Here is a 25,805-nt window from a genome sequence, read left to right as displayed (position 1 = left end):
CGGCCCCGGCTGCTGCTACTCCTGCTTCTTGCGGCGCGTGCCGAAGACGATCTCGTCCCAGCTCGGCACGGCCGCGCGGCGGCCGGGACGGACGCCGTCCGCCTCGGCCTGCCGGTCGGTCGTCCCGATCAGCCGCTCCCGGTGGCCCGCCACCGAACGCGGCATGAGCACGTCCGCGTACGCCGCCCCGGCCCCGGCCGACGCGGCGGGGGCGGCCGCGGCCGCTTCCTCCGCCTCGGCCTCGGACTCCTCGGCCTGCGCGGTCCGCTCCGGTACGACGAGGTCGCCCCGGAAGCTCGGAACCGCCTCCAGCAGGCTGGTCAGCGAGTCCCGCTCCTCCTCCGGTTCGGGAGCCGGCGCGGGGGCCCGCTCCAGCTGCCGGTCCAGGGCGCGGTCCAGTGGCCGGTCCCGCGGCAGCCGCGCGATCCGCGGCACGAACGGGAAGCTCGGCTCCGGCGCCGGAAGGTCGTCGGCCTCGCCGATCAGTGAGCGCGCCTCGTCGTCGACGGCCTGGACGAGCCGCCGGGGCGGGTCGTACGTCCAGCTCGCCGAGTGCGGCTCGCCCGCCACCCGGTAGACCAGCAGGACCTCCCAGGTGCCGTCGTCGCGGCGCCAGGAGTCCCACTGCACGGAGTCCTTCTCGGCCCCGCGCAGCAGCAGCCGCTCCTGCACGGCGTCGCCGAGCTGGGGTCCGGTGTTCTCGCCGGGCCGGCGCACGGGCGTCTTGCGGGCGCGCTCGGCCATGAAGGCGCGCTCGGCGAGCACGGGTCCCTCGAAGCGGCGCACCCGGTCGACCGAGATGCCGGCGAGCTGTGCGACCTCCTCAGCGGAGGCACCGGCACGTATCCGCGCCTGGATGTCGCGGGGGCGGAGGTGGCTCTCCACCTCGATCTCGATCTGGCCGAGCCGGGCCCGGTCGTTGCGCACGGCCGCGCGCAGCCGCTCGTCGATCGGAAGGGTGTACTCCGTGCCGTCCGCAGCCTTGAGCACCAGTCGTGTGCCGTCATTCGAGACGGCCACGACACGCAGTTCGGGCATGGGGACCTCCCGGGTGGTGCCTGCCGACGTCACGTGCGTCGCTGCTTCCGCTAGTCGAGTGTGGCCTGCCCGGGTGCAGCCTGCCACAACCTTGCCGAGTTAAACCGGCGTGTCGGGCATGCGCCCTTGATCGCCGTTATGGCACGGTTACCTGTTCGCCACTCATAGTGACGACGTGGTCACTCTGTGCAGCGGGGCACCGTACGAACCCACGGCTTCGCCGGTTGCGAGCGCCGTTTCTCCGAAGACCGGCCCCCTCTCCCGAGTCCGGGCATCCGAAAGGAAGCGCGGTCCCAGGGCTCGCCACAGTACTCCATTCGGGCCACCTGGGTGGACCGCCGCGCCGCCGAACTTGTCCCGCGGCAGGGGAGTTGGGGCATGGGATTCCTTAGGCGGGCCTGATGGACGGGCGTTTTCTGGTGTCTTGATTCACAGAATCCCTCTCGGTGGAACTATCCGCTTCGCCCACATGTCAGTAACTGCTGTAAGTGGAGTGGTCGGTGACGGCAGAGGCTGGGGATGGGTCGGAAAACGGACACCGCGTCGGCTGGGACGACGGCGACGGGAGTGACGGATCGGCAGGCGCGCGCCGAGGGCGCGGACGGGGCGCACGCGGACGGCGCGGACAACAAGCGCCTCGACCTGAGCGTGGCCCAGGTCGCGGGCAGCTCCCTCGCCACCGTCGCCGCCGCCTACCTCGCGTCGAAGATGGGCGTCTACGGGACCATCCTGGGCGCCGGCGTCGTCAGCGTCGTCGCCACCGCGGGCGGACCGGTCATCCAGCACCTCTTCAAGCGCACCGGCGAGACCCTCAGGGAGACCGGCGAGGCCGCCCGCCCCAAGGGCCGGCAGGTGCCGGTGGCGGACGACGACGCGTGCACCCGCCCGATGCCGTCCGCCGGTCCGGCCGACCCGCCGCCCCGCCACGACCGGACCATGGTGCTCGGCGCGGTGGGACCGCCGGACGCCACCCGTGCCATGGACGCCGTACCGCACGGGCCGGGTCCCTCGGCCGGCCCGCCGGCGGAGTTCGGCACGGCCACCACGCACGGCACCCGGGTGCGCGGCTGGAAGGCCAAGGCGGTCGCCGCCGCCCTGGTCTTCGGGGTCTCAATGGGCGGCATAGCCGCGTACGAGCTGGTCTCCGGCAACACCTCCACCTTCGGCGGCGTCACCACCGGCGGCACCAGGTCGCAGCAGCACCGCACCACCCCGGAGGACGCACCTCCGGGGAACGGGCGGGAGGAGCCGGGGCGCACGCACTCCGGGACCCCGGCGCCCGACCGGTCGCGGCCGGGCGGCGCCACCCCCGGCCGGAGCGGCGGGCCGGCACCGTCGCAGTCCGCGGAACCGACCCCGGAGCCCACCCCGCCGACCCCCACGCCCAGCCCGCCCGGGCCCACCCCGACCCCGACCCCGGGCCCCGGGAAGTCGACGGGATCGCAGACCGGCCCCGGCCCGGCCGACGGCGGCACGGGCCCGGCCGCGGACGCGGACCCGGATCCGGCGGGCGGCGGGAACTAGCACCCGCCGCGGAGGCCCGGCCGCCTCAGTCGCCCAGTACCCGGCGCAGGTAGTCGTTGCCGAACACCCGGTCCGGGTCCAGCCGGTCCCGCACCGCGGTGAACTCGCCGAACCGCGGGTAGACCTCGGAGAAGTACGCCGCGTCCCGGGTGTGCACCTTGCCCCAGTGCGGACGGCCCCCGTGCGCGGTGAAGATGCGCTCGGCCGCGGTGAAGTACGCCTGGTACGGCGTGCCCTTGTACATGTGGACGGCGACGTACGCCGTCTCGCGCCCGGACGCGGTGGACAGCGCGATGTCGTCGGCCGGGGCCGTGCGCACCTCCACGGGGAAGCTGATCCGCAGGTCCGAGGCGTCGACCATGGCCCGCAGCTCGCGCAGCGTGCCGACGGCAGCCTCGCGCGGCAGGGCGTACTCCATCTCCACGAACCGCACCCGGCGCGGGCTGGTGAACACCTTGTACGGGATGTCCGTGTACGTCCGCGCGGACAGTGCCCGGCTCGCGACGCGGGCGATCGACGGGATCGTCGCCGGCACCGCCCGGCCGAGCGAACAGGCGGCCTGGAAGACGCCGTTGGAGAGCAGCTCGTCCTCGATCCAGCCGCTCACCGGGCCGTTGGGGGCGGCGGGGCCCGCGCTGCGGTTGTTCCGCTTGGTGTTGCAGTTGCCGGTGTGCGGGAACCAGTAGAACTCGAAGTGCTCGTTCTCGGCCCAGTGCTGCTCGAACTCGTCCGTCACCCGCTCGAAGGACATCGGCTCCTCGCGCGCGGTGAGCAGGAAGAGCGGCTCCACGGCGAAGGTGATCGAGGTGACGATGCCCAGCGCGCCGATGCCGACCCGGGCGGCCGCGAAGACCTCCGGGTTCTCCTTCTCGGAACAGGTCAGCAGCTCCCCGTCGGCCGTGACCAGGTCCAGGGACCGGATCTGGGCGGCTATGGAGGCGGAGTCGCGGCCGGTGCCGTGCGTCCCGGTGCTCGTGGCGCCGGAGACGGTCTGCTCCATGATGTCGCCCATGTTGGTGAGCGACAGGCCCTCCCGGGCGAGGGCCGCGTTCAGGTCCTTCAGGGCCGTGCCGGCCGCGACCGTCACCGTGCCCGCCTCGCGGTCGATGCGCTGGATGCCGGCCAGGGCCTGGGGGCGCACCAGCACCCCGTCCGTGGCCGCCGCCGAGGTGAAGGAGTGGCCGGTGCCGACCGCCTTCACCTTCAGCCCGTCGGCCGCGGCGCGGCGCACGGCCTCCCGGACCTCCTCGACGGTGCGGGGCGCGACCACGCGCGCGGGCCGCGCGGTGACGTTGCCGGCCCAGTTACGCCACGTGCCGGGCGTCGTCGCGCCGGCCGTCCTCGTGCTGCTCTGCGTGCCCATCGGGTTCCTCCCCTAGCGCAGGCCTCGTCAGCCTGCGGTAACCCGCGAACGCGACCGCCGCCGCGGCGGCCCCTGCCGAGATCGACACCACGAACGCGCTCCGCGCACCGGCCGCGTCGATCACCCAGCCGGCCACGGAGGACCCGAGCGCGACGCCGACGGCCAGGCCCGTACCCACCCAGGTCATGCCTTCGGTCAGCTTCGCGCGCGGTACGTGCGTCTCGATCAGGGCCATCGTGGTGACCATCGTGGGAGCGATGGCGAGGCCCGCGACAAAGAGCGCCACGGCCAGAAACGGAAGGTTCCCGGCCAGTAGGAGGGGGATCATACTCACGGCCATCGCACAGATGCCCAGGACCCAGGTCCTTTCCTTGCGGCCCTTCAGCCGCACCAGACCGAAGAGCAGTCCGGCGAGGCAGGACCCCAGCGCCCAGACCGCGAGGACCACGCTGGCCGCCGCCTGGTTGCCGCGCTCCTCGGCGAAGGCCACGGTCACCACGTCCACCGAGCCGAAGATGGCGCCGGTCGCCACGAAGGTCGCCACCAGCACCTGGAGGCCCGGGGCGCGGAGCGCGGAGCTCCGGTCGGCGCCCGGCTCGCGCGGGTGGGGGACGGGCTCCGTGGCGCGCTGGGCGGTCAGCCAGAACAGGCCGATCAGCAGCGAGACCGTCGCGATCAGCGGCCCGGCCTCGGGGAACCAGACGGTGGACAGCCCGATGGAGGCGATCGGGCCGACGATGAAGCAGACCTCGTCCATCACGGACTCGAAGGAGTACGCGGTGTGCAGCCGGTCCGGCGAGTCCCGGTAGAGCGCCGCCCAGCGGGCCCGGAGCATGGCGCCCGCGCTGGGCACCGCTCCGGCGCAGGCGGTGAAGGCGAAGAGCACCCAGTCCGGCGCCCCCTCCCGCGCCGACACGAGCAGGCCCGCCACGGCGGCCACCGATATGAGCGCTGCCGGACGCAGTACCCGGCGCTGGCCGTACTGGTCCACCAGCCGGGAGACCTGCGGGCCGAGCACGGCGGCGGACAGCGCCAGCGTGGCCGTGAGGGCTCCCGCCAGGCCGTAGCGTCCGGTGAGCCGGGAGATCATCGTGACGATGCCGATGCCGAGCATCGAGAGGGGCAACCGCCCGAAGAATCCGGCGACCGTGAACGCCCGGGTGCCGGGCGCCGCGAAGATCGCGCGGTAGGGACTGGGCAAGGGGCCCTCCGTAAGGGACGTAGATGGCCCGTACAGGTTACGTGCGCCGGGTACGGGGCGGCAGGGGGTTTCCCGGGGGAAAGAAGTTAGGTGAACCTTACCTGCGGTCCCGTGGCGGGGCGGTTACCGGGTGTCCGAGCCGGGTGGCAGGATTCGGGACATGCCAGACCAGCTCGCGACTCCCGAAACCGCCGCCGACGCCCGCCCGTACGACGCCCTCCTGCTGCTCTCCTTCGGCGGCCCCGAGGGCCCCGACGACGTGGTCCCCTTCCTGGAGAACGTCACCCGGGGCCGGGGCATCCCGCGCGAGCGCCTCAAAGAGGTCGGGCAGCACTACTTCGGCTTCGGCGGGGTCAGCCCCATCAACGACCAGAACCGCCGCCTGCTGGACGCCCTGCGCAAGGACTTCGCGGAGCACGGCCTGGACCTGCCGGTGTACTGGGGCAACCGCAACTGGGCCCCGTACCTCACCGACACCCTGCGCGAGATGGTCCGCGACGGCCGCCGCCGCATCGCCGTCCTGGCCACCAGCGCGTACGCCTCGTACTCCGGCTGCCGGCAGTACCGCGAGAACCTGGCCGACTCGCTCGCCGCCCTCGCCGAGGAGGGCCTGGAGCTGCCGCGCGTCGACAAGCTGCGGCACTACTTCAACCACCCCGGATTCGTCGAGCCCATGATCGACGGCGTGGTCGCCTCCCTCGCGGAGCTGCCCGAGGACGCCCGGGACGCCGCCCGCCTCGTCTTCACCACCCACTCCATCCCCACCGCCGCGGCCGACGCCTCCGGCCCGGCCGGGGAGCACACCGAGCACGGCGAGGGCGGCGCGTACGTCCGGCAGCACCTGGACGTCGCCCGGCTGATCGCGGACGCCGTGGCCGCCCGGACCGGCGTCGCGCACGCCTGGGACCTCGTCTACCAGTCCCGCAGCGGCGCCCCGCACATCCCGTGGCTGGAGCCGGACATCTGCGACCACCTGGAGGCCCTGCACGGTTCCGGGACCCCGGCGGCCGTGATGGTCCCCATCGGCTTCGTCTCCGACCACATGGAGGTCCTGTACGACCTCGACACCGAGGCCACCGCCAAGGCCGCGGAACTGGGCCTGCCGGTCGCCCGCTCGGCCACCGTCGGCGACGACCCCCGCTTCGCGGCCGCCGTGCGCGACCTCGTGGTCGAGCGGGCCGCCGTCGAGCGCGGCGAGGAGGCCGAGCGCTGCTGGGTCGGCAGGCTGGGGGCCGGCCACGACCGGTGCCCCGTGGGCTGCTGCCCGGCCCGGGCGCCCCGCCCGGCCGCCGCCGGCGAGGACAGCCCGTACGCCTGACGCCCGCACCCGCCCGCCCGCTGAGGGGAGATCCATGACAGACCCGCTCAACGCCGAACTGCTCGGCATCGCCCTGGAGGCCGCCCGGCAGGCCGGAGAGCTGCTGCGCGACGGCCGCCCCGCCGACCTCGGCGTGGCCGCCACCAAGTCCAGCCCGATCGACGTCGTCACCGAGATGGACATCGCCGCCGAGAAGCTGATCACCGGCTACCTCGGGGCCCATCGGCCCGACGACGGCCTCCTCGGCGAGGAGGGCGCCAGCAGCACGGGCACCAGCGGGGTGCGCTGGATCGTCGACCCGCTCGACGGCACGGTGAACTACCTCTACGGGCTGCCGTCCTGGGCGGTCTCCATCGCCGCCGAGTACCACGGCGAGACGGTGGTCGGCGTGGTGGCCGTGCCGATGCGCGGCGAGACGTACCACGCGGTGCTCGGCGGCGGCGCCTGGCTGGCCGGCGGCGGGCCGCTGCGCTGCCGGGCCGCCGCGCCCCTGGACCAGGCACTGGTCGCCACCGGCTTCAACTACGTGCAGACCGTCCGCGCCCACCAGGCGGACGTCGCCCAGCGGCTGATCCCGCTGGTCCGGGACATCCGGCGCGGCGGCTCGGCTGCCGTGGACCTCTGCGACGTCGCCGCCGGGCGGCTCGACGGCTACTACGAGCGGGGCCTCCACCCGTGGGACCTGGCCGCCGGCGACCTGATCGCCCGGGAGGCCGGCGCGCTGACCGGCGGACGGCCGGGACTGCCCCCGTCGGGCGAGCTGGCCGTGGCGGCCACCCCGGCCGTCTTCGGGCCCCTCCAGGGCCTGCTGGACGAGGCGGGGGCCTGGCACGACTGAACCGCCCGCCGGCCCGGCGTCCCGCCCGGGACCCGTACGCGCACGCACGGGGGCCCCGGTACCGTCCCGCGGTACCGGGGCCCCCGTGTCGTGCGTCGTGACGGACCGAGCGGCTACGAAGGTTCCGGAAGGTCCGGAATCGCCTCGGACGCCTCTCGTGCGGCCGGTGCGCGCTATGCGGCGCTGACCTGCACGCCGTGCTCGGCGGCGAGGCGGTGCAGGTCCTCCAGCTCGGCCTGCTCGACTTCGGCGAGGAAGTCGTCGCCCGTCTCGCGCGCCTGCGTGAGGTCGGACTCCGTGGTCTTGATGCGCTGCAGAAGACCTGCGGTGAATGCGTCCATGGTGCGCCCCCTCTTCGTGGGTCGGGGTCGGTGGCACGGGGGTGCCGGGGGTTCGGTCGCCCGGCACGGGGGTGCCGGGGGGCCCATCGCCGGTCACCAGGACGCGTGGGTCTGCCACGGCCGGGTGATCGAGGGTGTGACCCCCTCCTCCCCGCCCCCCGGAACGCAGAAACCTCGCAGGGCGCGGGAATCCTCGCCTCCGGCCTCCGCAGTGGGTCGCCCAGTGACGCCTTACAGCCGGTTTACCGGAGAAAAGGGCAGGATGGACGCGCAACAGACGCTGCCCCCCACGGGCCCATGAGGAAGGAAATCGACGTGCGCGTACTCGTCGTCGAGGACGAGCAGCTGCTCGCCGATGCGGTGGCCACCGGACTGCGCCGTGAGGCCATGGCCGTGGACGTCGTGTACGACGGCGCGGCCGCCCTGGAGCGCGTCGGCGTGAACGACTACGACGTGGTCGTCCTCGACCGCGACCTCCCCCTGGTCCACGGCGACGACGTCTGCCGCAAGATCGTCGAGCTGGGCATGCCCACCCGGGTCCTGATGCTGACCGCCTCCGGCGACGTCAGCGACCGTGTGGAGGGCCTGGAGCTCGGGGCGGACGACTACCTCCCCAAGCCCTTCGCCTTCAGCGAGCTGACGGCCCGGGTGCGGGCGCTGGGCCGGCGTACGACCGTCGCCCTGCCCCCCGTCCTGGAGCGCGCCGGCATCAAGCTCGACCCGAACCGCCGCGAGGTCTTCCGGGACGGCCGCGAGGTGCAGCTCGCGCCCAAGGAGTTCGCGGTGCTGGAGGTGCTCATGCGCAGCGAGGGCACCGTCGTCTCGGCCGAGCAGCTGCTGGAGAAGGCATGGGACGAGAACACCGACCCCTTCACCAACGTGGTGCGCGTGACCGTCATGACCCTGCGCCGCAAGCTGGGCGAGCCGCCGGTGATCGTGACCGTGCCCGGTTCCGGATACCGGATCTGACGGCGGTGGCATCGACCCCCGCGCCGCCACCGGCGCCTCCGAAGCCCACCTGGGACCCCGGCCAGCCCGAGGGTCCCTTCCCTTGGCTCAGGCCGACCATCCGGATACGCCTGACGCTGCTCTACGGCGGCATGTTCCTGATCGCCGGGATCCTGCTGCTGTCGATCATCTACCTGCTCGCCGCCCAGGCGGTGCACGGGGGCAGCTTCCCGCCGTTCAAGATCGTCGGCGGGCAGAAGATCGAGGTCACCAGCGCGACCTGCCCCGGGGTGGGCGGCGACCAGACCATCGACCAGTTCAACCAGGCCATCTCCGCCTGCATGGACCAGCAGAAGAAGCAGGTCCTGGACGACCTGCTGAGCCGCTCCCTGATGGCGCTGCTGGGCCTGAGCATCATCGCCTTCGCCTTCGGCTACGCGATGGCCGGCCGGGTCCTCTCGCCCCTGGGCAAGATCACCCGTACCGCCCGGCGCGTGGTCGGCTCGGACCTCTCCCGGCGGATCGAGCTGGACGGACCGGACGACGAGCTCAAGGAGCTCGCCGACACCTTCGACGAGATGCTGGACCGGCTGGAGCGGGCCTTCACGGCCCAGCAGCGGTTCGTCGGGAACGCCTCCCACGAGCTGCGCACCCCGCTGGCCATCAACCGCACGCTGCTGGAGGTGCACCTCTCGGACCCCGGGGCGCCCGTGGAGCTCCAGCAGCTGGGCAGGACGCTGCTGGCCACCAACGAGCGCAGCGAGCAGCTCGTGGAGGGCCTGCTGCTGCTCGCCCGCAGCGAGAACCAGATCGTCGAGCGCAAGCCCGTGGACCTGGCCGAGGTCGCCTCCCGCGCCATCGACCAGGCGCGCGCCGAGGCCGACGCCAAGGGCGTGGAGATCCGCGGGGAGCGCGCCCTGGCCGTGGTGCAGGGCAACGGCGTGCTGCTGGAGCGGATCGCCCTGAACCTGGTCCAGAACGCCGTCCGGTACAACGTCCCGGAGGACGGCTGGGTCGAGGTGACCACCGAGGTCCAGCACGGCCAGGCGGTCCTGGTGGTGTCGAACACGGGTCCCGTGGTTCCCGCATACGAGATCGACAACCTCTTCGAACCGTTCCGGCGGCTGCGCACCGAGCGGACCGGCAGCGACAAGGGCGTCGGGCTGGGTCTTTCCATCGCCCGCTCGGTCGCCCGGGCGCACGGCGGACGGATCGTCGCGGAGCCCCGGGAGGGCGGTGGCCTGGTGATGCGTGTCACGCTGCCCATCTAGCATCCGGACGGAATTTCGCCCTGAGCGAAATCGGGTACGGTGGCGAGAGGTCGATTTCTGTGTGATCGATCACATTGTGCCGTGCCGGGTCCTGTACGTTCAGTGACCCTCTGGGGTGCCGGAAAGCCCGGGAAAGTCCGGGTTTCCGGCCCCCCGAATGGCGGGAAATACACGGGGTGGCACCGATGCGGCGCGACCGTCGAACCGTGTACGGTCCCGCTCGACATCCCCGCCGATCGCTCCTTCAGGCGTGCGGCTGGGTGTCGATTGAGTAACAGACCTTGATGTGAGGCAAAATCTCCGCCTCAGGTCGGGCACAAGTCCGGCCTCTCGCGCGTTACGTGCGCTGAGACACCGCCAACACCCAGAGGGGGAGAGCGACTATGGCAACGGACTACGACACCCCACGCAAGACCGACGACGACGTCGACAACGACAGCCTCGAAGAGCTGAAGGCCCGGCGCAGCGACAAGCAGAGCTCGTCCATCGAGATGGACGACTTCGAGGCCGCTGAGGGCATGGAGCTGCCGGGCGCCGACCTCTCCAACGAGGAGCTGGCCGTCCGGGTGCTGCCCAAGCAGGCTGACGAGTTCACCTGCATGAGCTGCTTCCTGGTCCACCACCGCAGCCAGCTGGCACGCGAGAAGAACGGCCAGCCGATCTGTCGCGACTGCGACTGACAGCCGCCGTGGCAGGCTCGACGCCGTCCCGGAAGCGCCGCTTCCGGAGGCAGCAGGGTTCAGCGGAGGCGTACGACAGCGGCACGGGCCCGGAGACGGGTCACGACGCCGGCGACGTACCCTCCGCCCCGCCGCCCGCCGTCACGGAGGGCACCACGGGGCCCCGAGGCGCGGCCGGGGCTCGCCTGCGCGCCGCCGTCAAGGACGGCGTACGCAAGGGCGGAGAAGGTGCCCTCACGGGCGCCCGCACGGTCATCGCGTACCTCGCCGACCGGGTCATCGAGATCGCCCCGCGCGTCCGCGTACGGGACCTCGACACCCTGCGCGCGCAGTTCCCCGGACTCGACGCCGACCAGCTCGCCGACAAGCTGATCGCGGGCGCCTGCAACGCCACGTCCACGGTCGGCGCGAGCATCGGGGCGGCGGCCATGCTGCCGGTGCCGCCCGCCATGCCGACCGAGCTGGCCGCCGAGATCACCGGCGTCGCCGCCATCGAGCTGAAGCTCGTCGCGGAACTCCACGAGGTCTACGGCCGCCGGCCCCCCGGCGGGCTCAGGGAGCGCAGCCTGGCCTACCTCGGCGCCTGGACCGAGGAACGCGGCATCGACGTCACCAAGCCCACGACCATCAACGCGGCGCTCGGCGGGCAGATGAAGCGCGAACTCCGCCAGCAGATCATGAAGCGGATGGTCCGGAACCTCCCGAACCTGATGCCCTTCATGATCGGAGCCGCCGTCGGCGCCGCGATGAACCGGCGCGACACCAGGAAGCTCGCCGAGAAGGTCCGCGGCGACCTGCGCGCCAACGCCGTCCCCTGGGCCCTGCTCAAGCAGCTCCCGCCCCTGGAGGAACCGGCGCACCCCCTGCCGCCCGCGGCCGGGCACAACACCCACGCCCTGGAGCCGGGCCCCGGCGAGTGAGCCCCGCCCCCGAGGGGCTCAGGCGCCCCGCGCCGCCCGCAGCGCCGCGGCCAGGGCCTCCGGCTCGCGCGTGGACACGTACACGTACGGGGTCGGGTCGGCCGGATCCGTGACCGGCACCCGCAGCGCCGTCGGCACGTAGCTGCGCATCAGCATGAACGCCCGCGGATCGGCCTTGTGCGTCCGCCAGGCCCGCGCCTCCGCCGCGTCCAGCACCTCCGGCTCCCCGAGAGCCGTCACCGGGATCCGGGCCTCGCCCGCGGCCAGCGAGCCGCCCACCACGCGCACGCGCGCGGAACCGTACGAACTCACCAGCACCCCCGCCAGCGCCGTCCCGCCGACCAGCCCGGCCACCATCGGCAGCAGGCCCAGCGGCAGCATGATCAGCGCGCCGGAGACGCCGACGAGAGCGGTGATCGCCCACCAGGAGCGGGGAGCGGTGAGGCGTTCGTCGTGGTGCGCGGGGGAGAGCTGCATGACCCCAAGCTTGGCACGGGGCGACCGGCGGGTAGCCGCGCGGGTAAGGTCTGCGCCTGTGAGTGGACGAAACACAGCCTTGACGCCCCCTGCCGACGCCGTGGCGCCGGTGCGGCACCCCGACGCCCCGGCCCCCGGTGAGCTCCTCGGTGCGCACTACGACCACTGTTTCGGCTGCGGCGGGGGCCAGCCGCACGGCCTCCACCTGGAGGCACGGGCCGGCGAGGGCGTCAGCGTCACCGCGGAGTTCACGGTCAAGCCGGCGCACCAGGGCGCCCCCGGCCTCGCGCACGGCGGCGTGCTGGCCACCGCCCTCGACGAGACGCTCGGCTCGCTGAACTGGCTGCTGCGGGTCATCGCGGTGACCGGCCGGCTGGAGACCGACTTCGTGCGCCCCGTCCCGGTCGACACCGTCCTCCACCTGGAGGCCGAGGTCACGGCCGTGGCCGGGCGGAAGATCTACTCCACCGCCGTGGGCCGGATAGGCGGCCCGGAGGGCCCGGTCGCCGTCCGCGCCGACGCCCTCTTCATCGAGGTCAAGGTCGACCACTTCATCGAGAACGGTCGGCCCGAGGAGATCCAGGCGGCGATGGCCGACCCGGACCAGGTCAGGCGCGCCCGCGCCTTCGAGGTGAACCCCTGATGTCCTTCAACCACGCACCCCTCGACGTGCTGATCAAGCGCGTCGACCCGGAGGTGCCCCTGCCCGCCTACGGCCACCCCGGCGACGCGGGCTGCGACCTCGTCACCACCGAGGCCGCCGAGCTGGCCCCCGGCGAGCGCACCGTACTCCCCACCGGGGTGTCCATCGCGCTGCCCGACGGGTACGCCGCCTTCGTGCACCCGCGTTCCGGACTCGCGGCCCGCTGCGGGCTCGCGCTCGTGAATGCCCCGGGGACGGTGGATGCCGGGTACCGTGGGGAGATCAAGGTGATTGTGGTCAACCTCGACCCCCGTGAAAGCGTGCGGTTCGAGCGGTTCGACCGCATTGCCCAACTGGTCGTCCAGCGGGTCGAGAAGGTGCGCTTCCACGAGGTGGCGGAACTTCCCGGCTCGGCACGTGCCGAGGGGGGATTCGGATCGACCGGCGGTCACGCGGCCGTGTCCGGATCCGGCGCTGGGCAGCAGGGTGGGAATGGCTACGCTTCGGTCGTATCCGACCGGGAAGGACAGTGACGTGTTCGGACGTCGCAAGAAGAGCAGCGCCGCCGAGAGTGTGGCGGGCGAGGCCGAGCAGGTCGTCGACGGCGTCGAGCAGGACGCCGATGAGCTCGCCGGGCCCGCCGCGGGCGAGCAGCGCAGGGTGAACCTGCCGCCGGCCCCGCGGCCCGACGGCCCGTGGGACATCTCCGAGGTCGGCGCGCCCGCCGAGGGCCGCGTGGACCTGGGCGGCATCTACGTGCCCGGTGTCGAGGGCATGGAGCTGCGGGTGGAGGTCGCCGGGGACGCGATCGTCGCCGCGACCGTGGTGCTGCGCGACAGCGCGATCCAGCTGCAGGCCTTCGCCGCCCCCAAGAAGGAGGGCATCTGGGGCGAGGTCCGCGAGGAGATCGCCTCGGGCATCACCCAGCAGGGCGGTCTCATCGACGAGGTCGAGGGCCCGCTGGGCTGGGAGCTGCGCGCGCAGGTCCCCGTACAGCTGCCGGACGGCACCGGTGGTGTCCAGCTGGTGCGGTTCGTCGGTGTCGACGGCCCCCGCTGGTTCCTGCGCGGTGTGATCTCCGGCCAGGGCGCGGTGCAGCCCGAGGCCGCCGGTCTGCTGGAGCAGATCTTCCGTGACACCGTCGTGGTGCGCGGCGAGGGCCCGATGGCCCCGCGCGACCCGATCGTCCTCAAGCTGCCGAACGACGCGCAGATGGTGCCGGACGGCGTGCAGACCGAGGACCAGGAGGGCTCCCGCTTCTCCGGCGGCATGGGCCAGCTGGAGCGCGGCCCGGAGATCACCGAGGTCCGCTAGCCGCCCCGGTCCCGGACCGGGCGCCGACGGTCCCCACGGGCCCGCCGGAGGCGCCGTACGGGCACTTTCGCGCCGATGGGCCGCACCCCCGCTCCGGGGTGCGGCCCATCGGCGTACCCGGGACGGGACGGAGGCGCGGCGTCAGGAAACCGTCAAGGGCGCGGCCGCGGGCGTATGGAGGGCGTCAACGGAAGCCGGGACGCCGGGGAACCGGGGTTCCCTCGGAGGGTGATGACCCCCCGCAACGGTGAGTTTCCAGGGCGTGAAAGACAATAGGGACATGGGACGCGGCAAGCTACGGATCTACCTCGGCGCGGCACCGGGCGTCGGCAAGACCTACGCCATGCTCTCCGAGGGCCACCGCAGGGTGGAGCGCGGCACCGACGTCGTCGTGGCGTTCGTCGAGCACCACGGGCGGGAGCGCACCCGGACGATGCTGGCCGGTCTCGAACAGGTGCCGCGGCGGGAGCTGGCGTACCGCGAGACGGTGTTCACCGAGATGGACGTGGACGCCGTGCTCGCCCGGCGGCCCGCCATAGCCCTGGTGGACGAGCTGGCGCACACGAACGTGCCGGGCTCGCGGAACCCCAAGCGCTGGCAGGACGTCGAGGAACTGCTGCGGGCCGGCATCGACGTGGTCTCCACCGTCAACATCCAGCACCTGGAGTCCCTCGGGGACGTGGTGGAGTCCATCACCGGGGTGCGGCAGCGGGAGACCGTGCCGGACGAGGTGGTGCGGCGGGCGGACCAGATCGAGCTGGTCGACATGTCGCCCCAGGCGCTGCGCCGCCGGATGGCCCACGGCAACATCTACCAGCCGGACAAGGTCGACGCGGCGCTCTCCAACTACTTCCGGCCCGGCAACCTCACCGCCCTGCGCGAGCTCGCGCTGCTGTGGACCGCCGACCGGGCCGACGAGTACCTGCGGCAGTACCGCGGCGAGCACGGCATCCGCAGCACCTGGCAGGCCCGGGAGCGGATCGTCGTGGGCCTGACCGGCGGTCCCGAGGGACGGACGCTCATCCGCCGCGCCGCGCGGCTGGCGGAGAAGGGCGCCGGGGGCGAGGTGCTCGCCGTCTACGTGGCCCGCAGCGACGGCCTGACCGCCGCCTCGCCCAAGGAGCTGGCGGTGCAGCGGACCCTGGTCGAGGATCTTGGCGGAACGTTTCACCACGTGATCGGCGACAGCGTTCCCGAGGCCCTGCTGGAGTTCGCCCGGGGCGTCAACGCCACCCAGATCGTCCTCGGCTCCAGCCGCCGCAGGCCCTGGCAGTACGTGTTCGGTCCCGGGGTCGGCATGACGGTGGCCCGCGAGTCGGGTCCCGACCTCGACGTGCACATCGTCACCCACGACGAGGTGGCCAAGGGCCGGGGGCTGCCCGTCAGCCGCAAGGCCCGCCTCAGCCGCACCCGGACCGTCGCCGGCTGGCTGGTGGGCGTGGTCCTGCCCACCCTGCTCGCGCTGCTGCTCACGCACGTCGACACCGATCTCGGCCTCGCCAACGACATGCTGCTCTTCCTCGCCCTCACGGTGGCCGCCGCGCTGCTGGGCGGGCTGGTGCCGGCCCTGGCCTCGGCGGCCATCTGCTCGCTGCTGCTCAACTGGTTCTTCACCCCGCCCCTGCACCGGCTGACCGTCTCCGACCCCAAGAACATCCTGGCCATCGGCGTCTTCTTCGCCGTCGCCGCCTCGGTGGCCTCGGTCGTGGACCTGGCCGCCCGGCGCACCCACCAGGCCGCCCGGCTGCGGGCCGAGTCGGAGGTGCTGTCCTTCCTCGCCGGCAGCGTGCTGCGCGGCGAGACCACCCTCGACGCCCTGCTGGAACGCGTCCGCGAGACCTTCGCGATGGAGTCCGTGGCCCTGCTCGAACGCGAGGGCGAGGTCGAGCCCTGGACGCCGGCCGCCAGTGTCGGCCCGCACCCCGCGGAGCGCCCCGAGGACGCCGACGTCGACATGCCGGTCGGCGAGCACATGGCCCTCGCGCTGTCCGGCCGGGTGCTGCCCGCCGAGGACCGGCGCGTGCTCGGCGCCTTCGCCGCCCAGGCGGCCGTGGTCCTGGACCGGCAGCGGCTGGTCGGCGAGGCCGAGCAGGCCCGGGAGCTGGCCGAGGGCAACCGCATCCGCACGGCCCTGCTCGCCGCCGTCAGCCACGACCTGCGCACGCCGCTGGCCGGCATCAAGGCCTCGGTCAGCTCGCTGCGGTCCGACGACGTGGAGTGGTCGGAGGAGGACCGGGCCGAGCTGCTGGCCGGCATCGAGGACGGCGCCGACCGCCTCGACCACCTGGTCGGGAACCTCCTCGACATGTCCCGGCTCCAGACCGGCACCGTGACCCCGCTGATCCGCGAGATCGACGTGGACGAGGTCGTGCCGATGGCGCTGGGCGGCGTACCGGAGGGCAGCGTCGAGCTCGACGTACCGGAGACCCTGCCGATGGTGGCCGTCGACCCGGGGCTGCTGGAGCGGGCGGTGGCCAACGTGGTCGAGAACGCCGTGAAGTACAGCCCCGCCGGGACGCCGGTCCACGTCAAGGCCAGCGCCCTCGGGGACCGTGTCGAGATCCGCGTGGTGGACCGGGGACCGGGCGTGCCCGACGAGGCCAAGGACCGGATCTTCGCCCCGTTCCAGCGGTACGGGGACGCCCCGCGCGGTGCCGGGGTCGGTCTCGGGCTCGCCGTGGCGCGGGGGTTCACCGAGGCCATCGGCGGCTTTCTCGGCGCCGAGGACACCCCGGGCGGCGGGCTCACGATGGTCCTGAGCCTGCCGGCCGCCACCTGTGACCGCGACACGTCACGGGCGGCGGTGGAGGATGACGTGGTGACGCGATGACGACAGAAAGCAGGAACTCCATGACGCGGGTGCTCGTGGTGGACGACGAGCCGCAGATCGTACGGGCCCTGGTGATCAACCTGAAGGCGCGCAAGTACGAGGTCGACGCCGCCCCCGACGGGGCCACCGCCCTGGAGCTCGCCGCCGCCCGGCACCCCGACGTGGTCGTGCTCGACCTCGGCCTGCCGGACATGGACGGCGTCGAGGTGATCAGGGGTCTGCGCGGCTGGACCCGGGTCCCGATCCTGGTCCTCTCCGCCCGCCACAGCTCCGACGAGAAGGTCGAGGCGCTCGACGCCGGCGCCGACGACTACGTCACCAAGCCCTTCGGCATGGACGAGCTGCTGGCCCGGCTCCGCGCCGCCGTCCGCCGGGCCGAGCCGGTGCCCGGCAGCGGCGGGGACGAGGTGACCGTCGAGACCGCCGGCTTCACCGTGGACCTCGCGGCGAAGAAGGCCAGCCGGGAGGGCAGGGACGTACGGCTCACCCCGACCGAGTGGCACCTGCTGGAGGTGCTGGTCCGCAACAGCGGCCGCCTGGTCAGCCAGAAGCAGCTGCTCCAGGAGGTCTGGGGACCGTCCTACGGCACCGAGAGCAACTACCTCCGCGTGTACATGGCGCAGCTGCGCCGGAAGCTGGAGACCGACCCGGCGCACCCCCGCCACTTCATCACCGAACCGGGCATGGGATACCGCTTCGAGAGGTGACCCCCGCGCCGGTAGGCTTCCTGTATGAGTGCTGTACCTCGTTCCGAGAAGCCCGCGAAGCCTGCCGGGCGCTTCCGCCGGATGATAGAGCGGCTGTCCTCCTCACAGGAGGAGCTGCACTCCGCGGAGCTCCAGGAGGACGCGGAGGCCGCGGGGTGCACCCGTATCTGTGACTGCCACGACCGCGAGATAGTCAAGGTGGCTGGTACCTTGCGCACCGTCACCCTGCGACCGCGGGCCGGGGTTCCCGCCCTGGAGGCGGAGCTGTTCGACGGTTCCGCCGCGCTGGACGTGGTCTGGCTCGGCAGGCGCTCGATCGTGGGCATCGAACCGGGCCGCAAGATGATCGCCTCCGGCCGCATCTCGATGAGCCACGGCCGCCGGGTGCTCTTCAATCCGAAGTACGAACTCCGACCGCTCGGACAGGAGCATTAGCCGGTGACGTCACTCGACAAAAAGGGCCACGAGGGCTCGGAGGAGATCCGGGGCGACCGGGCGCCGGGCGCGGACCCGGACGCCGACGCCAGGGCCGTGACGCAGGCGGCGCTCTTCGACGCCTTCGGCGGGATCCGGGGCACGCTGGAGACCATGCTCCCCGGCCTGCTCTTCGTCGGGATCTACACGGTCAACAAGGACCTCAAGCTCTCCGCCATCGCCGCCGTGGCGGTCGCCCTCGTGCTGGTCGTGGTCCGGCTGGCCCGCAGGGACACCGTCAAGCACGCCTTCAGCGGCGTCTTCGGCGTGGGCTTCGGCGTGGCCTTCGCCATGGTCACGGGCAACGCCAAGGACTTCTACCTGCCGGGCATGATCTACGGCGCCGGGCTCGGCGTCGCCTTCACCGTCTCCGCGCTCGTGGGCTTCCCGCTGCTCGGCGTGGTGCTGGGGCCGATCTTCCGGGAGAACCTGTCCTGGCGCACCCGCAACCCCGGCCGCAAGGCCGCGTACACCAAGGCCAGCCTGGCCTGGGGCCTGGTCTTCCTGGCCAAGTACGCCATCCTCTTCCCGCTGTACTGGTGGGGCGACACCACCCAGCTGGGCTGGGTGCTGATCGCCCTCAAGCTGCCGCCGATGGTGCTGGCGGTGTACTTCACCTGGGTGTTCCTGGCCAAGGCCCCGCCGCCGATCGACGTCTTCGCCGAGATGGAGGCGGAGGAGGAGGCCGAGCGGCAGCGCAAGGAGGCCGCCGCGGCCGCGCGGCGCGGGGAGGCGTAGCGCGGACCCCGTACGTGACGAGGGCCCCCGGAACCGATCGGTTCCGGGGGCCCTCCTCACGTACACGGGCGGGGTGCCTACTCCGCGGTGCGCTCCGCGTTCAGCAGCTCCTCCAGCTGCTCCTCGCGGGCCTGCGCGGCCACGAACAGCAGCTCGTCGCCGGCCTCCAGGCTCTCCTCCGGGTGCGGGGTGAGCACCCGGTTGCCGCGGATGATCGTCACCAGCGAGGTGTCCTGCGGCCAGCTGATCTCGCTGATCCGCACGCCCGCCATCGGGGACTCCGGCGGCAGCGTCAGCTCGACCAGGTTGGCGTCACCGTGGCTGAAGCGGAGCAGGCGCACCAGGTCGCCGACGCTCACCGCCTCCTCGACCAGGGCGGACATCAGGCGCGGGGTGGAGACGGCGACGTCCACGCCCCAGGACTCGTTGAACAGCCACTCGTTCTTGGGGTTGTTCACGCGGGCCACCACGCGCGGCACCCCGTACTCCGTCTTGGCCAGCAGCGAGACGACCAGGTTCACCTTGTCGTCACCGGTGGCCGCGATGACCACGTTGCACCGCTGCAGCGCGGCCTCGTCCAGCGAGGTGATCTCACAGGCGTCGGCCAGCAGCCACTCCGCCTGCGGCACCCGCTCGACCGAGATGGCGGTCGGCGCCTTGTCGACGAGCAGCACCTCGTGCCCGTTCTCCAGCAGCTCGCCCGCGATGGAGCGGCCCACGGCGCCGGCTCCGGCGATCGCGACCCTCATGCGTGTGCCTCCTCGGGACCCTGCGCGAACGCCTCTTCGACCTTGGCGATCTCGTCCGTGCGCATCATCACGTGCACCAGGTCGCCCTCCTGCAGCACGGTCTGGGAGGACGGCAGCATGGCCTCGCCCAGCCGGGTGAGGAACGCGACGCGCACGCCCGTCTCGTCCTGGAGCTTGCTCACCTTGTGGCCGATCCAGGCCGGGGACGTGTGCACCTCGGCGAGCTGCACGCCGCCGCTCGGGTCGCGCCACAGCGGCTCCGCGCCGGAGGGCAGCAGACGCCGCAGCATCTGGTCCGCGGTCCAGCGGACGGTGGCCACCGTCGGGATGCCCAGGCGCTGGTAGACCTCGGCGCGCCGCGGGTCGTAGATGCGGGCGGCGACGTTCTCCACGCCGAACATCTCGCGGGCCACCCGGGCCGCGATGATGTTGGAATTGTCACCACTGCTGACCGCGGCGAAGGCCCCCGCGTCCTCGATGCCGGCCTCGCGCAGGGTGTCCTGGTCGAAGCCCACGCCCGTGACGCGACGGCCGCCGAAGCCCGACCCCAGCCGACGGAACGCCGTGGGGTCCTGGTCGATGACGGCGACCGTATGCCCCTGCTGCTCCAGGGTCTGCGCGAGGGCCGAGCCCACTCTTCCGCAGCCCATAATGACGATGTGCACGGCCGTCCTTCCGGCTGTCAATAGTTTCGGACCCCGTTCCGCCCGGGTGATCCTCTGGCTTCACAGGGTCTCAGACCATGGCCCAAGCTACACACGGGCGGTCACCAGTGTGACCTCTTGTGCGGTGGTGGTGCGTAATTGGGGCGGGGTTCGGGTGGTGGTTGGTCAGCGCTCTTTTCGAACGCTTAACATCCTCTCCGTGTCCAAACTGACCGACCTGCCCAAACGGATCCTGATCGGCCGGGCGCTGCGCAGCGACCGCCTCGGTGAAACGCTCCTCCCGAAGCGCATCGCACTCCCCGTGTTCGCGTCCGACCCGCTCTCCTCCGTGGCATATGCCCCGGGTGAGGTGCTCCTCGTCCTCTCCATCGCGGGCGTGTCGGCGTACCACTTCAGCCCCTGGATCGCGCTCGCGGTCGTGGTGCTGATGTTCACGGTGGTCGCGTCGTATCGGCAGAACGTCCACGCGTATCCCAGCGGTGGCGGCGACTACGAGGTCGCGAACACCAATCTCGGGCCGAAGGCCGGACTCACCGTCGCCAGCGCCCTGCTCGTGGACTACGTGCTGACCGTCGCGGTCTCCATCTCCTCCGGCGTGGAGAATCTCGGTTCCGCCGTCCATTTCGTCATCGAGCACAAAGTCCTCAGCGCGGTCGTAATGATCTTGCTGTTGACGCTGATGAACCTGCGCGGCGTGAAGGAGTCGGGAAAGCTCTTCGCGATCCCGACCTACGTGTTCGTCGCCGGCGTCTTCCTGATGATCGCCTGGGGCGCCTGGCGCGGCCTCGTCCTCGACGACACGATGAAGGCCCCCACGGCCGATTTCGAGATCAAGCCCGAGCACCAGGGCATCGCCGGTTTCGCCCTGGTCTTCCTGCTGCTGCGCGCCTTCTCCTCCGGCTGTGCGGCCCTCACCGGCGTCGAGGCCATCAGCAACGGCGTCCCCGCCTTCCGCAAGCCCAAGAGCAAGAACGCCGCCAGCACCCTCGCCCTCATGGGCGCCCTGGCCGTCACCATGTTCTGCGGCATCATCGGCCTGGCCATGGCCACCGACGTGCGGATGGCCGAGAAGCCGGCCGAGGACCTGCTCGTGAACGGCGTGCCGGTCGGCCCCGAGTACGTACAGGACCCGGTGATCTCCCAGGTCGCCGAGGCCGTCTTCGGCGACGGCAGCTTCCTCTTCATCCTGCTCGCCGCCGCCACCGCGCTCGTCCTCTTCCTGGCCGCGAACACCGCGTACAACGGCTTCCCGCTGCTCGGCTCGATCCTCGCCCAGGACCGCTACCTGCCGCGCCAGCTGCACACCCGCGGCGACCGGCTCGCCTTCTCCAACGGCATCGTGCTGCTGGCGGGCGCGGCCATACTGCTGGTCTGGATCTACGACGCCGACTCGACCAAGCTGATCCAGCTCTACATCGTCGGCGTGTTCGTCTCCTTCACGCTCAGCCAGATCGGCATGGTCCGGCACTGGAACCGCCACCTGCGGTCCGAGCAGGACCCTGCGGCCCGCCGCCGGATGCACCGCTCGCGCGGCATCAACGCCTTCGGCGCCACCTTCACCGGCCTCGTGCTGGTCGTCGTCCTGGCCACGAAGTTCACGCACGGCGCCTGGGTCGCCCTGCTCGGCATGCTGATCTTCTACGCGACGATGTCCGCGATCCGGCGCCACTACGACAAGGTCGCGGCCGAGATCGCCGCCGCCGAGGAGCGCCCCGACGAGTACGTGCGCCCCTCGCGCGTGCACTCGGTCGTGCTGGTGTCCAAGCTGCACAAGCCGACCCTGCGGGCCCTGGCCTACGCGAAGCTGCTGCACGCCAACCAGCTGGAGGCCCTCAGCGTCAGCGTGGACCCGGCCGAGACCCGTGCCCTGAAGGCGGAGTGGGAGCGGCGCGGGATCGACGTACCGCTCAAGATCCTCGACTCGCCGTACCGCGAGATCACCCGGCCGGTGGTCGAGTACGTGAAGGGGCTGCGCACCGAGAACCCGCGCGACGCGGTCAGCGTGTACATCCCCGAGTACGTCGTCGGCCACTGGTACGAACACGTGCTGCACAACCAGAGCGCGCTGCGGCTCAAGGGGCGCCTGCTGTTCACGCCGGGCGTCATGGTCACCTCGGTGCCGTACCAGCTCCAGTCCTCCGAGGCGGCGAAGAAGCGGGCCAAGAAGCGGCAGGAGTGGAGCGCCCCGGGCGCCGTCCGCCGCGGCCCCGTGGACACGCGCCGCAAGGAGCCGAGCGGCAAGGGCTGAGGCCGCGCCCCGCGCGGTTGGGGACCGGACGCGACCCGACGTAGACTGACGGGTCGCGTCCGGCCCGTGTCCGGCTCGCATCCGGCTCGCGTCCGGCGGCATTGCACATGCTTCACGGCGGTGCGCGGCACACCGCGCGCACGCCCCACCCACCCCATGAACCCTGGAGCACTCCCCACCATGCAGAACCAGAACGAGAAGCAGTCACTGGTCGGGGAGGAGTACGAGGTCGAGGTCGGGCCCGTCGCGCACGGCGGCCACTGCATCGCCCGCACCGCGGACGGCCGGGTCCTCTTCGTCCGCCATGCGCTCCCGGGCGAGACGGTCGTCGCGAAGGTGACCGAGGGCGACGTGGACTCCCGTTTCCTGCGCGCGGACGCGGTGAAGGTCGTGACGGCGTCCAAGGACCGGGTCGAGGCCCCCTGCCCGTACGCCGGCCCCGGCAAGTGCGGCGGCTGCGACTGGCAGCACGCCAAGCCCGGTGCCCAGCGCCGCCTCAAGGGCGAGGTCATCGCCGAGCAGCTGCAGCGGCTGGCCGGGCTGACGCCCGAGGAGGCCGGCTGGGACGGCACCGTCATGCCGGCCGAGGGCGACAAGCTCCCCGCGGGCGAGGTCCCGCAGTGGCGCACCCGCGTCCAGTACGCCGTCGACGAGGAGGGCCGCGCGGGCCTGCGCAAGCACCGCTCGCACGACGTCGAGGTCATCGACCACTGCATGATCGCGGCCCCCGGCGTCAGCGAACTCGGCATCGAGAAGCGCACCTGGCCGGACATGGCCACCGTCGAGGCCATCGCGGCCTCCGGCTCCCAGGACCGCCAGGTCGTGCTGACCCCGCGCCCCGGCGGCCGCCTCCCGCTCGTCGAGCTCGACAAGCCGGTCTCCGTCCTCCGCGTGGAGGAGAAGGACGGCGGCGTCCACCGCGTCCACGGCCGCCCCTTCGTCCGCGAGCGCTCCGACGGCCGCACGTACCGGGTCGGCATGGGCGGCTTCTGGCAGGTCCACCCCCAGGCCGCCGACACCCTGGTCCGCGCCGTGATGCAGGGCCTGATGCCGCGCAAGGGCGAGATGGCCCTGGACCTGTACTGCGGGGTGGGCATCTTCGCGGGCGCCCTGGCCGAGCGCATCGGCGAGACGGGTGCCGTCCTCGGCATCGAGTCGGGCAAGCGCGCGGTGGAGGACGCCCGGCACAACCTGGCGGACTTCCCGCGGGTCCGCATCGAGCAGGGCAAGGTGGAGCAGGTCCTGCCGCGCACCCGCATCACGGAGTGCGACCTGATCGTCCTGGACCCGCCGCGCGCCGGCGCCGGCAAGGCCACGGTCCGCCACCTGGCCTCCCTCTCGGCCCGCCGCATCGCGTACGTCGCCTGCGACCCGGCCGCCCTGGCCCGCGACCTGGCGTACTTCCGCGAGGCCGGCTACAAGCCCCGCACCCTCCGCGCATTCGACCTCTTCCCGATGACCCATCATGTCGAGTGTGTCGCGATCCTTGAGCCCATTGAAAAGGGCCGCTGACCTGCCGTTTCTCCGAGTGTGCGTTATGGGCGTTACGTGCGTTAGGTGCGATATCTTGACGCATATTCGACGCACGTGACGCACGTTTGACGCACGAACGGCGTACGTTCTGATGGGCCGTCACCTCTGTTCGCGGCTGCTGGGCGGAGCCCTTGCCTGTGCGACGGATGGAATTTTGAAGCGGCTGGAGCACGGGTTCGAGCTGTTGGGCACCCGAGCCCCATCCGTCTCTCGGTAGTGACGTTCCGTGAAGCCAGGTTGGGTCTCCGGTGAGGCCGCCTCAGTGCGTTGTGGCAAAGGGAGTCCCTGTTCGATGAGCAGGGGCTTCTTCGTGTGCGGGGCATGATCGCGACGGGGTAGGGGCAGGCAGCGGACGGCTTGTTGTGGATTGAGGAGGGTGCGATGCCGTCGGTGCTGGGGTTGATGGAGCAGCGTGAGGCGCGGGCGAGGCGGGATCTGGAGTCCTGGACGGAGGTTCTGAAGCAGGCTCAGGCGGAGGTGGATGCCGCGCGGGAGCGAGTCGATCGGGCCCGGGTGGGGCGTGAGGAGCTCATGTCGGTGCTGGCCGAGGAGAGCCCGGTGGATACGCCGGTTTCCGTGCCGTCTGGTGGTGAAATGGCTGCCGCCGTGGGATCGGGCGGCCCCGGCGCGGGGCATGGCGAGCGGCCGCCGGTGTGGCGGTCGGGCATGGGTGAGGAGGTGCTCGGCGGCCTGTATCGGGAGGTGTTCGCCGCGGTGGTGGCTGCTTCGGGGCCGGTGAACGGGGTGGAGTTGACGCGGGCGGTGGGCCGGGAAGCGGAGATCAAGAACGAGGTGGAGAAGATCCGTCACCGTGCCTATGTGCTGGAGAAGCGGGGCTGGCTGGTGCGGGCGAGGGACGGACGGTTCATGCCCGCGCCCGGGGCGGTCGGCCGGGACGCTTCTCCGGCCAGCGCGGAGCGTCTGCGGCCAGGCGCCTCGACAGCCTGATCACGGCGGCCCACCACACCATCTGGGTGTGGTGGTCGGGGCGTCGTTCGTGGTCGCGGTTGAGGCGGCGTGAGCGCGACAGCCAGCTCAGCGTGCGCTCCACCACCCACCTGCGGGCCGGCACGACAAATCCGCGGCGCCCGTCGGAGCGGCGCACGACCTCGACGCGCACTCCGTGACGGGCGAACGCCTCGGCCAGTGCGGGGCCCTGGTAGGCACTGTCGACCCACACCAGCTTCAGCAGCCGGCCCGGCTGGTCCAGATACGTCTCCAGCAGTGCGGGGGCGGCTTTGGAGTCGTGCACATCGGCCGTGGTCACGGTCACCTCCAGGAGCAGGCCCTCGGTATCGGTCAGGATGTGGCGCTTGCGCCCGTCACGTGACTTGCCGCCGTCGTATCCGCGACTGTCCTCGCCGACGGTCTCGGAGGCGTCCACGGACTGACTGTCGATGACTCCCGCGCTGGGCTCAGTGTTGCGGCCTGAGCGTTCCCTCGCCGTGCGGCGCAGGCGTTCGTGCAGTTCACGCACGTAGTCGCAGGCCCGCCAGCGGCGGAAGAAGTCGTAGACAGCCCGCCAGTACGGGAAGTCGACCGGCATGGCCATCCACTTCACGCCGTTGTCGACCAGGTAGCGCACAGCGTCGAGCATCTCGCGATGGCAGTACGCCTCCGGACGCCCGCCCCGCTTCAGGAGCCAGGCCGGCACCGGCATCGCGGAGCGGACCTCGGCCCACTCCGCGTCCGTCATGTCACTCGGATAGCAGCCTGCCCGCTGTCGCGGAGCGATCGATCCGAACCGGTGCACGTAGCAGTCACACCCAGGGGTGACCGCAGTGGACGCAGCCACAGTGGTACTGCTCAACTGATCAGGCAACGGGCTTCCTTGGTCGTGCTGGTGTCGTAACCGCGTCACTACCAAGGGGCCCGTTCTCTCATGCCCGCGGCCGCACCCGAACCTCAGTCCAGACGATCACCTGCTGCCGCTCGAACAAGATCCGGTTTGCCACAACGCACTCAGAGCCCGAGACCGTCAGCTC

The 25,805-nt window shown here is 72.1% G+C and carries 25 protein-coding genes; 17 read left to right on the top strand and 8 right to left on the bottom strand.

Going from position 1 to position 25,805, the window contains the following annotated elements; all coding sequences use genetic code 11:
- Positions 1-15 precede the first annotated feature (15 nt).
- Positions 16-1,071: a septation protein SepH gene (gene sepH, locus ACIQUR_RS18745; protein WP_403665358.1), complete on the bottom strand. Its 1,056-nt coding sequence runs from the start codon at positions 1,069-1,071 to the stop codon at positions 16-18.
- 534 nt (positions 1,072-1,605) lie between these two features.
- Here sepH and ACIQUR_RS18740 point away from each other — a divergent pair.
- On the top strand, positions 1,606-2,562 hold the full coding sequence (locus ACIQUR_RS18740) for a hypothetical protein (RefSeq protein WP_403665356.1): 957 nt from the start codon (positions 1,606-1,608) through the stop codon (positions 2,560-2,562).
- A 25-nt stretch (positions 2,563-2,587) separates the two neighbouring features.
- Here ACIQUR_RS18740 and ACIQUR_RS18735 read toward each other — a convergent pair whose 3' ends face one another.
- Positions 2,588-3,925 carry a D-arabinono-1,4-lactone oxidase gene (locus ACIQUR_RS18735; RefSeq protein WP_403665354.1) on the bottom strand — a complete coding sequence of 446 codons (1,338 nt, stop codon included), beginning with the start codon at positions 3,923-3,925 and terminating at the stop codon, positions 2,588-2,590.
- Complete coding sequence (locus ACIQUR_RS18730; protein ID WP_403665352.1) at positions 3,867-5,126, bottom strand: MFS transporter; 1,260 nt, start codon at positions 5,124-5,126, stop codon at positions 3,867-3,869. Before ACIQUR_RS18730 ends, ACIQUR_RS18735 begins: the two co-directional genes overlap by 59 nt.
- 160 nt (positions 5,127-5,286) lie before the next feature.
- Between ACIQUR_RS18730 and ACIQUR_RS18725 the strand changes: the two genes are divergently transcribed.
- Both ACIQUR_RS18725 and ACIQUR_RS18720 read left to right on the top strand, forming a co-directional pair.
- Positions 5,287-6,444, top strand: coding sequence for a ferrochelatase (locus tag ACIQUR_RS18725; RefSeq protein WP_403665350.1), 1,158 nt, complete (start codon positions 5,287-5,289; stop codon positions 6,442-6,444).
- Positions 6,445-6,478: 34 nt separating this feature from the next.
- Complete coding sequence (locus ACIQUR_RS18720) at positions 6,479-7,282, top strand: inositol monophosphatase family protein (protein WP_403665348.1); 804 nt, start codon at positions 6,479-6,481, stop codon at positions 7,280-7,282.
- 173 nt (positions 7,283-7,455) lie between these two features.
- Here the strand turns inward: ACIQUR_RS18720 and ACIQUR_RS18715 are convergent, their stop codons facing one another.
- Positions 7,456-7,623, bottom strand: coding sequence for a hypothetical protein (locus ACIQUR_RS18715; RefSeq protein WP_403665346.1), 168 nt, complete (start codon positions 7,621-7,623; stop codon positions 7,456-7,458).
- A 315-nt stretch (positions 7,624-7,938) separates the two neighbouring features.
- Here ACIQUR_RS18715 and ACIQUR_RS18710 point away from each other — a divergent pair, with 315 nt between their 5' ends.
- From ACIQUR_RS18710 to ACIQUR_RS18695, 4 genes are all read left to right on the top strand, one after another.
- Complete coding sequence (locus tag ACIQUR_RS18710; protein ID WP_030206113.1) at positions 7,939-8,592, top strand: response regulator transcription factor; 654 nt, start codon at positions 7,939-7,941, stop codon at positions 8,590-8,592.
- A 5-nt stretch (positions 8,593-8,597) separates the two neighbouring features.
- A complete protein-coding gene (locus tag ACIQUR_RS18705; protein WP_403665344.1) occupies positions 8,598-9,842 on the top strand; it encodes a sensor histidine kinase in 1,245 nt (414 codons plus the stop codon).
- A 383-nt stretch (positions 9,843-10,225) separates the two neighbouring features.
- Positions 10,226-10,522, top strand: a complete 297-nt coding sequence (locus ACIQUR_RS18700) for a DUF4193 domain-containing protein (protein ID WP_399953278.1) — start codon at positions 10,226-10,228, stop codon at positions 10,520-10,522.
- A gap of 8 nt (positions 10,523-10,530) precedes the next feature.
- A complete protein-coding gene (locus tag ACIQUR_RS18695; RefSeq protein ID WP_403665341.1) occupies positions 10,531-11,442 on the top strand; it encodes a hypothetical protein in 912 nt (303 codons plus the stop codon).
- 18 nt (positions 11,443-11,460) lie between these two features.
- On the opposite strand, the gene ACIQUR_RS18690 is transcribed toward ACIQUR_RS18695, so the two are convergent.
- Positions 11,461-11,919 (bottom strand): DUF3093 domain-containing protein, encoded by a 459-nt coding sequence (locus ACIQUR_RS18690; protein WP_403665339.1) that lies wholly within the window; start codon positions 11,917-11,919, stop codon positions 11,461-11,463.
- A 58-nt stretch (positions 11,920-11,977) separates the two neighbouring features.
- Between ACIQUR_RS18690 and ACIQUR_RS18685 the strand changes: the two genes are divergently transcribed.
- The 7 genes from ACIQUR_RS18685 (at position 11,978) to ACIQUR_RS18655 (ending at position 18,625) form a co-directional block, all read left to right on the top strand.
- A complete protein-coding gene (locus ACIQUR_RS18685) occupies positions 11,978-12,562 on the top strand; it encodes a PaaI family thioesterase (protein ID WP_403665337.1) in 585 nt (194 codons plus the stop codon).
- Positions 12,562-13,095 (top strand): dUTP diphosphatase, encoded by a 534-nt coding sequence (gene dut, locus ACIQUR_RS18680; protein ID WP_403665335.1) that lies wholly within the window; start codon positions 12,562-12,564, stop codon positions 13,093-13,095. Before ACIQUR_RS18685 ends, dut begins: the two co-directional genes overlap by 1 nt.
- A gap of 1 nt (position 13,096) precedes the next feature.
- Positions 13,097-13,876 carry a DUF3710 domain-containing protein gene (locus ACIQUR_RS18675; RefSeq protein WP_403665333.1) on the top strand — a complete coding sequence of 260 codons (780 nt, stop codon included), beginning with the start codon at positions 13,097-13,099 and terminating at the stop codon, positions 13,874-13,876.
- A gap of 280 nt (positions 13,877-14,156) precedes the next feature.
- Complete coding sequence (locus ACIQUR_RS18670) at positions 14,157-16,706, top strand: DUF4118 domain-containing protein (protein ID WP_403665331.1); 2,550 nt, start codon at positions 14,157-14,159, stop codon at positions 16,704-16,706.
- Positions 16,707-16,726: 20 nt separating this feature from the next.
- Complete coding sequence (locus tag ACIQUR_RS18665) at positions 16,727-17,413, top strand: response regulator (RefSeq protein ID WP_403665564.1); 687 nt, start codon at positions 16,727-16,729, stop codon at positions 17,411-17,413.
- 24 nt (positions 17,414-17,437) lie between these two features.
- Positions 17,438-17,848, top strand: a complete 411-nt coding sequence (locus ACIQUR_RS18660; RefSeq protein WP_403665329.1) for an OB-fold nucleic acid binding domain-containing protein — start codon at positions 17,438-17,440, stop codon at positions 17,846-17,848.
- 3 nt (positions 17,849-17,851) lie between these two features.
- Complete coding sequence (locus tag ACIQUR_RS18655; RefSeq protein WP_403665327.1) at positions 17,852-18,625, top strand: DUF3159 domain-containing protein; 774 nt, start codon at positions 17,852-17,854, stop codon at positions 18,623-18,625.
- Between the two features lie 77 nt (positions 18,626-18,702).
- Here ACIQUR_RS18655 and ACIQUR_RS18650 read toward each other — a convergent pair whose 3' ends face one another.
- A complete protein-coding gene (locus ACIQUR_RS18650; RefSeq protein WP_403665325.1) occupies positions 18,703-19,374 on the bottom strand; it encodes a potassium channel family protein in 672 nt (223 codons plus the stop codon).
- Positions 19,371-20,039 carry a potassium channel family protein gene (locus tag ACIQUR_RS18645; RefSeq protein WP_403665323.1) on the bottom strand — a complete coding sequence of 223 codons (669 nt, stop codon included), beginning with the start codon at positions 20,037-20,039 and terminating at the stop codon, positions 19,371-19,373. Before ACIQUR_RS18645 ends, ACIQUR_RS18650 begins: the two co-directional genes overlap by 4 nt.
- A gap of 199 nt (positions 20,040-20,238) precedes the next feature.
- On the opposite strand from ACIQUR_RS18645, the gene ACIQUR_RS18640 reads away from it, so the two are divergent.
- The 3 genes from ACIQUR_RS18640 (at position 20,239) to ACIQUR_RS18630 (ending at position 24,768) form a co-directional block, all read left to right on the top strand.
- Positions 20,239-22,287 carry an APC family permease gene (locus tag ACIQUR_RS18640; RefSeq protein ID WP_403665321.1) on the top strand — a complete coding sequence of 683 codons (2,049 nt, stop codon included), beginning with the start codon at positions 20,239-20,241 and terminating at the stop codon, positions 22,285-22,287.
- Positions 22,288-22,467: 180 nt separating this feature from the next.
- On the top strand, positions 22,468-23,799 hold the full coding sequence (locus ACIQUR_RS18635; protein WP_403665319.1) for a class I SAM-dependent RNA methyltransferase: 1,332 nt from the start codon (positions 22,468-22,470) through the stop codon (positions 23,797-23,799).
- Between the two features lie 402 nt (positions 23,800-24,201).
- Positions 24,202-24,768: a hypothetical protein gene (locus ACIQUR_RS18630; RefSeq protein WP_403665317.1), complete on the top strand. Its 567-nt coding sequence runs from the start codon at positions 24,202-24,204 to the stop codon at positions 24,766-24,768.
- On the opposite strand, the gene ACIQUR_RS18625 is transcribed toward ACIQUR_RS18630, so the two are convergent.
- Positions 24,686-25,516 carry an IS5 family transposase gene (locus tag ACIQUR_RS18625; protein ID WP_403665315.1) on the bottom strand — a complete coding sequence of 277 codons (831 nt, stop codon included), beginning with the start codon at positions 25,514-25,516 and terminating at the stop codon, positions 24,686-24,688. The two genes, ACIQUR_RS18630 and ACIQUR_RS18625, sit on opposite strands and share 83 nt — an antisense overlap.
- Positions 25,517-25,805: the final 289 nt, after the last annotated feature.

It is taken from the genome of Streptomyces sp. NPDC101132 (assembly GCF_044759225.1).
Taxonomy (GTDB): Bacteria; Actinomycetota; Actinomycetes; order Streptomycetales; family Streptomycetaceae; genus Streptomyces.
This window is presented reverse-complemented; position numbering and strand designations above follow the sequence as displayed.

Bases quoted from the DNA above. Each gene is read 5' to 3' on its own strand.
- ACIQUR_RS18650 (WP_403665325.1), bottom strand. From the start codon at position 19,374: ATGAGGGTCGCGATCGCCGGAGCCGGCGCCGTGGGCCGCTCCATCGCG.
- ACIQUR_RS18690 (WP_403665339.1), bottom strand. From the start codon at position 11,919: ATGCAGCTCTCCCCCGCGCACCACGACGAACGCCTCACCGCTCCCCGC.
- ACIQUR_RS18625 (WP_403665315.1), bottom strand. From the start codon at position 25,516: ATGACGGACGCGGAGTGGGCCGAGGTCCGCTCCGCGATGCCGGTGCCG.
- ACIQUR_RS18735 (WP_403665354.1), bottom strand. From the start codon at position 3,925: ATGGGCACGCAGAGCAGCACGAGGACGGCCGGCGCGACGACGCCCGGC.
- ACIQUR_RS18665 (WP_403665564.1), top strand. From the start codon at position 16,727: ATGACGCGGGTGCTCGTGGTGGACGACGAGCCGCAGATCGTACGGGCC.
- ACIQUR_RS18670 (WP_403665331.1), top strand. From the start codon at position 14,157: ATGGGACGCGGCAAGCTACGGATCTACCTCGGCGCGGCACCGGGCGTC.
- ACIQUR_RS18725 (WP_403665350.1), top strand. From the start codon at position 5,287: ATGCCAGACCAGCTCGCGACTCCCGAAACCGCCGCCGACGCCCGCCCG.
- ACIQUR_RS18635 (WP_403665319.1), top strand. From the start codon at position 22,468: ATGCAGAACCAGAACGAGAAGCAGTCACTGGTCGGGGAGGAGTACGAG.
- ACIQUR_RS18630 (WP_403665317.1), top strand. From the start codon at position 24,202: ATGCCGTCGGTGCTGGGGTTGATGGAGCAGCGTGAGGCGCGGGCGAGG.
- ACIQUR_RS18715 (WP_403665346.1), bottom strand. From the start codon at position 7,623: ATGGACGCATTCACCGCAGGTCTTCTGCAGCGCATCAAGACCACGGAG.
- ACIQUR_RS18720 (WP_403665348.1), top strand. From the start codon at position 6,479: ATGACAGACCCGCTCAACGCCGAACTGCTCGGCATCGCCCTGGAGGCC.
- ACIQUR_RS18660 (WP_403665329.1), top strand. From the start codon at position 17,438: ATGAGTGCTGTACCTCGTTCCGAGAAGCCCGCGAAGCCTGCCGGGCGC.
- ACIQUR_RS18700 (WP_399953278.1), top strand. From the start codon at position 10,226: ATGGCAACGGACTACGACACCCCACGCAAGACCGACGACGACGTCGAC.
- dut (WP_403665335.1), top strand. From the start codon at position 12,562: ATGTCCTTCAACCACGCACCCCTCGACGTGCTGATCAAGCGCGTCGAC.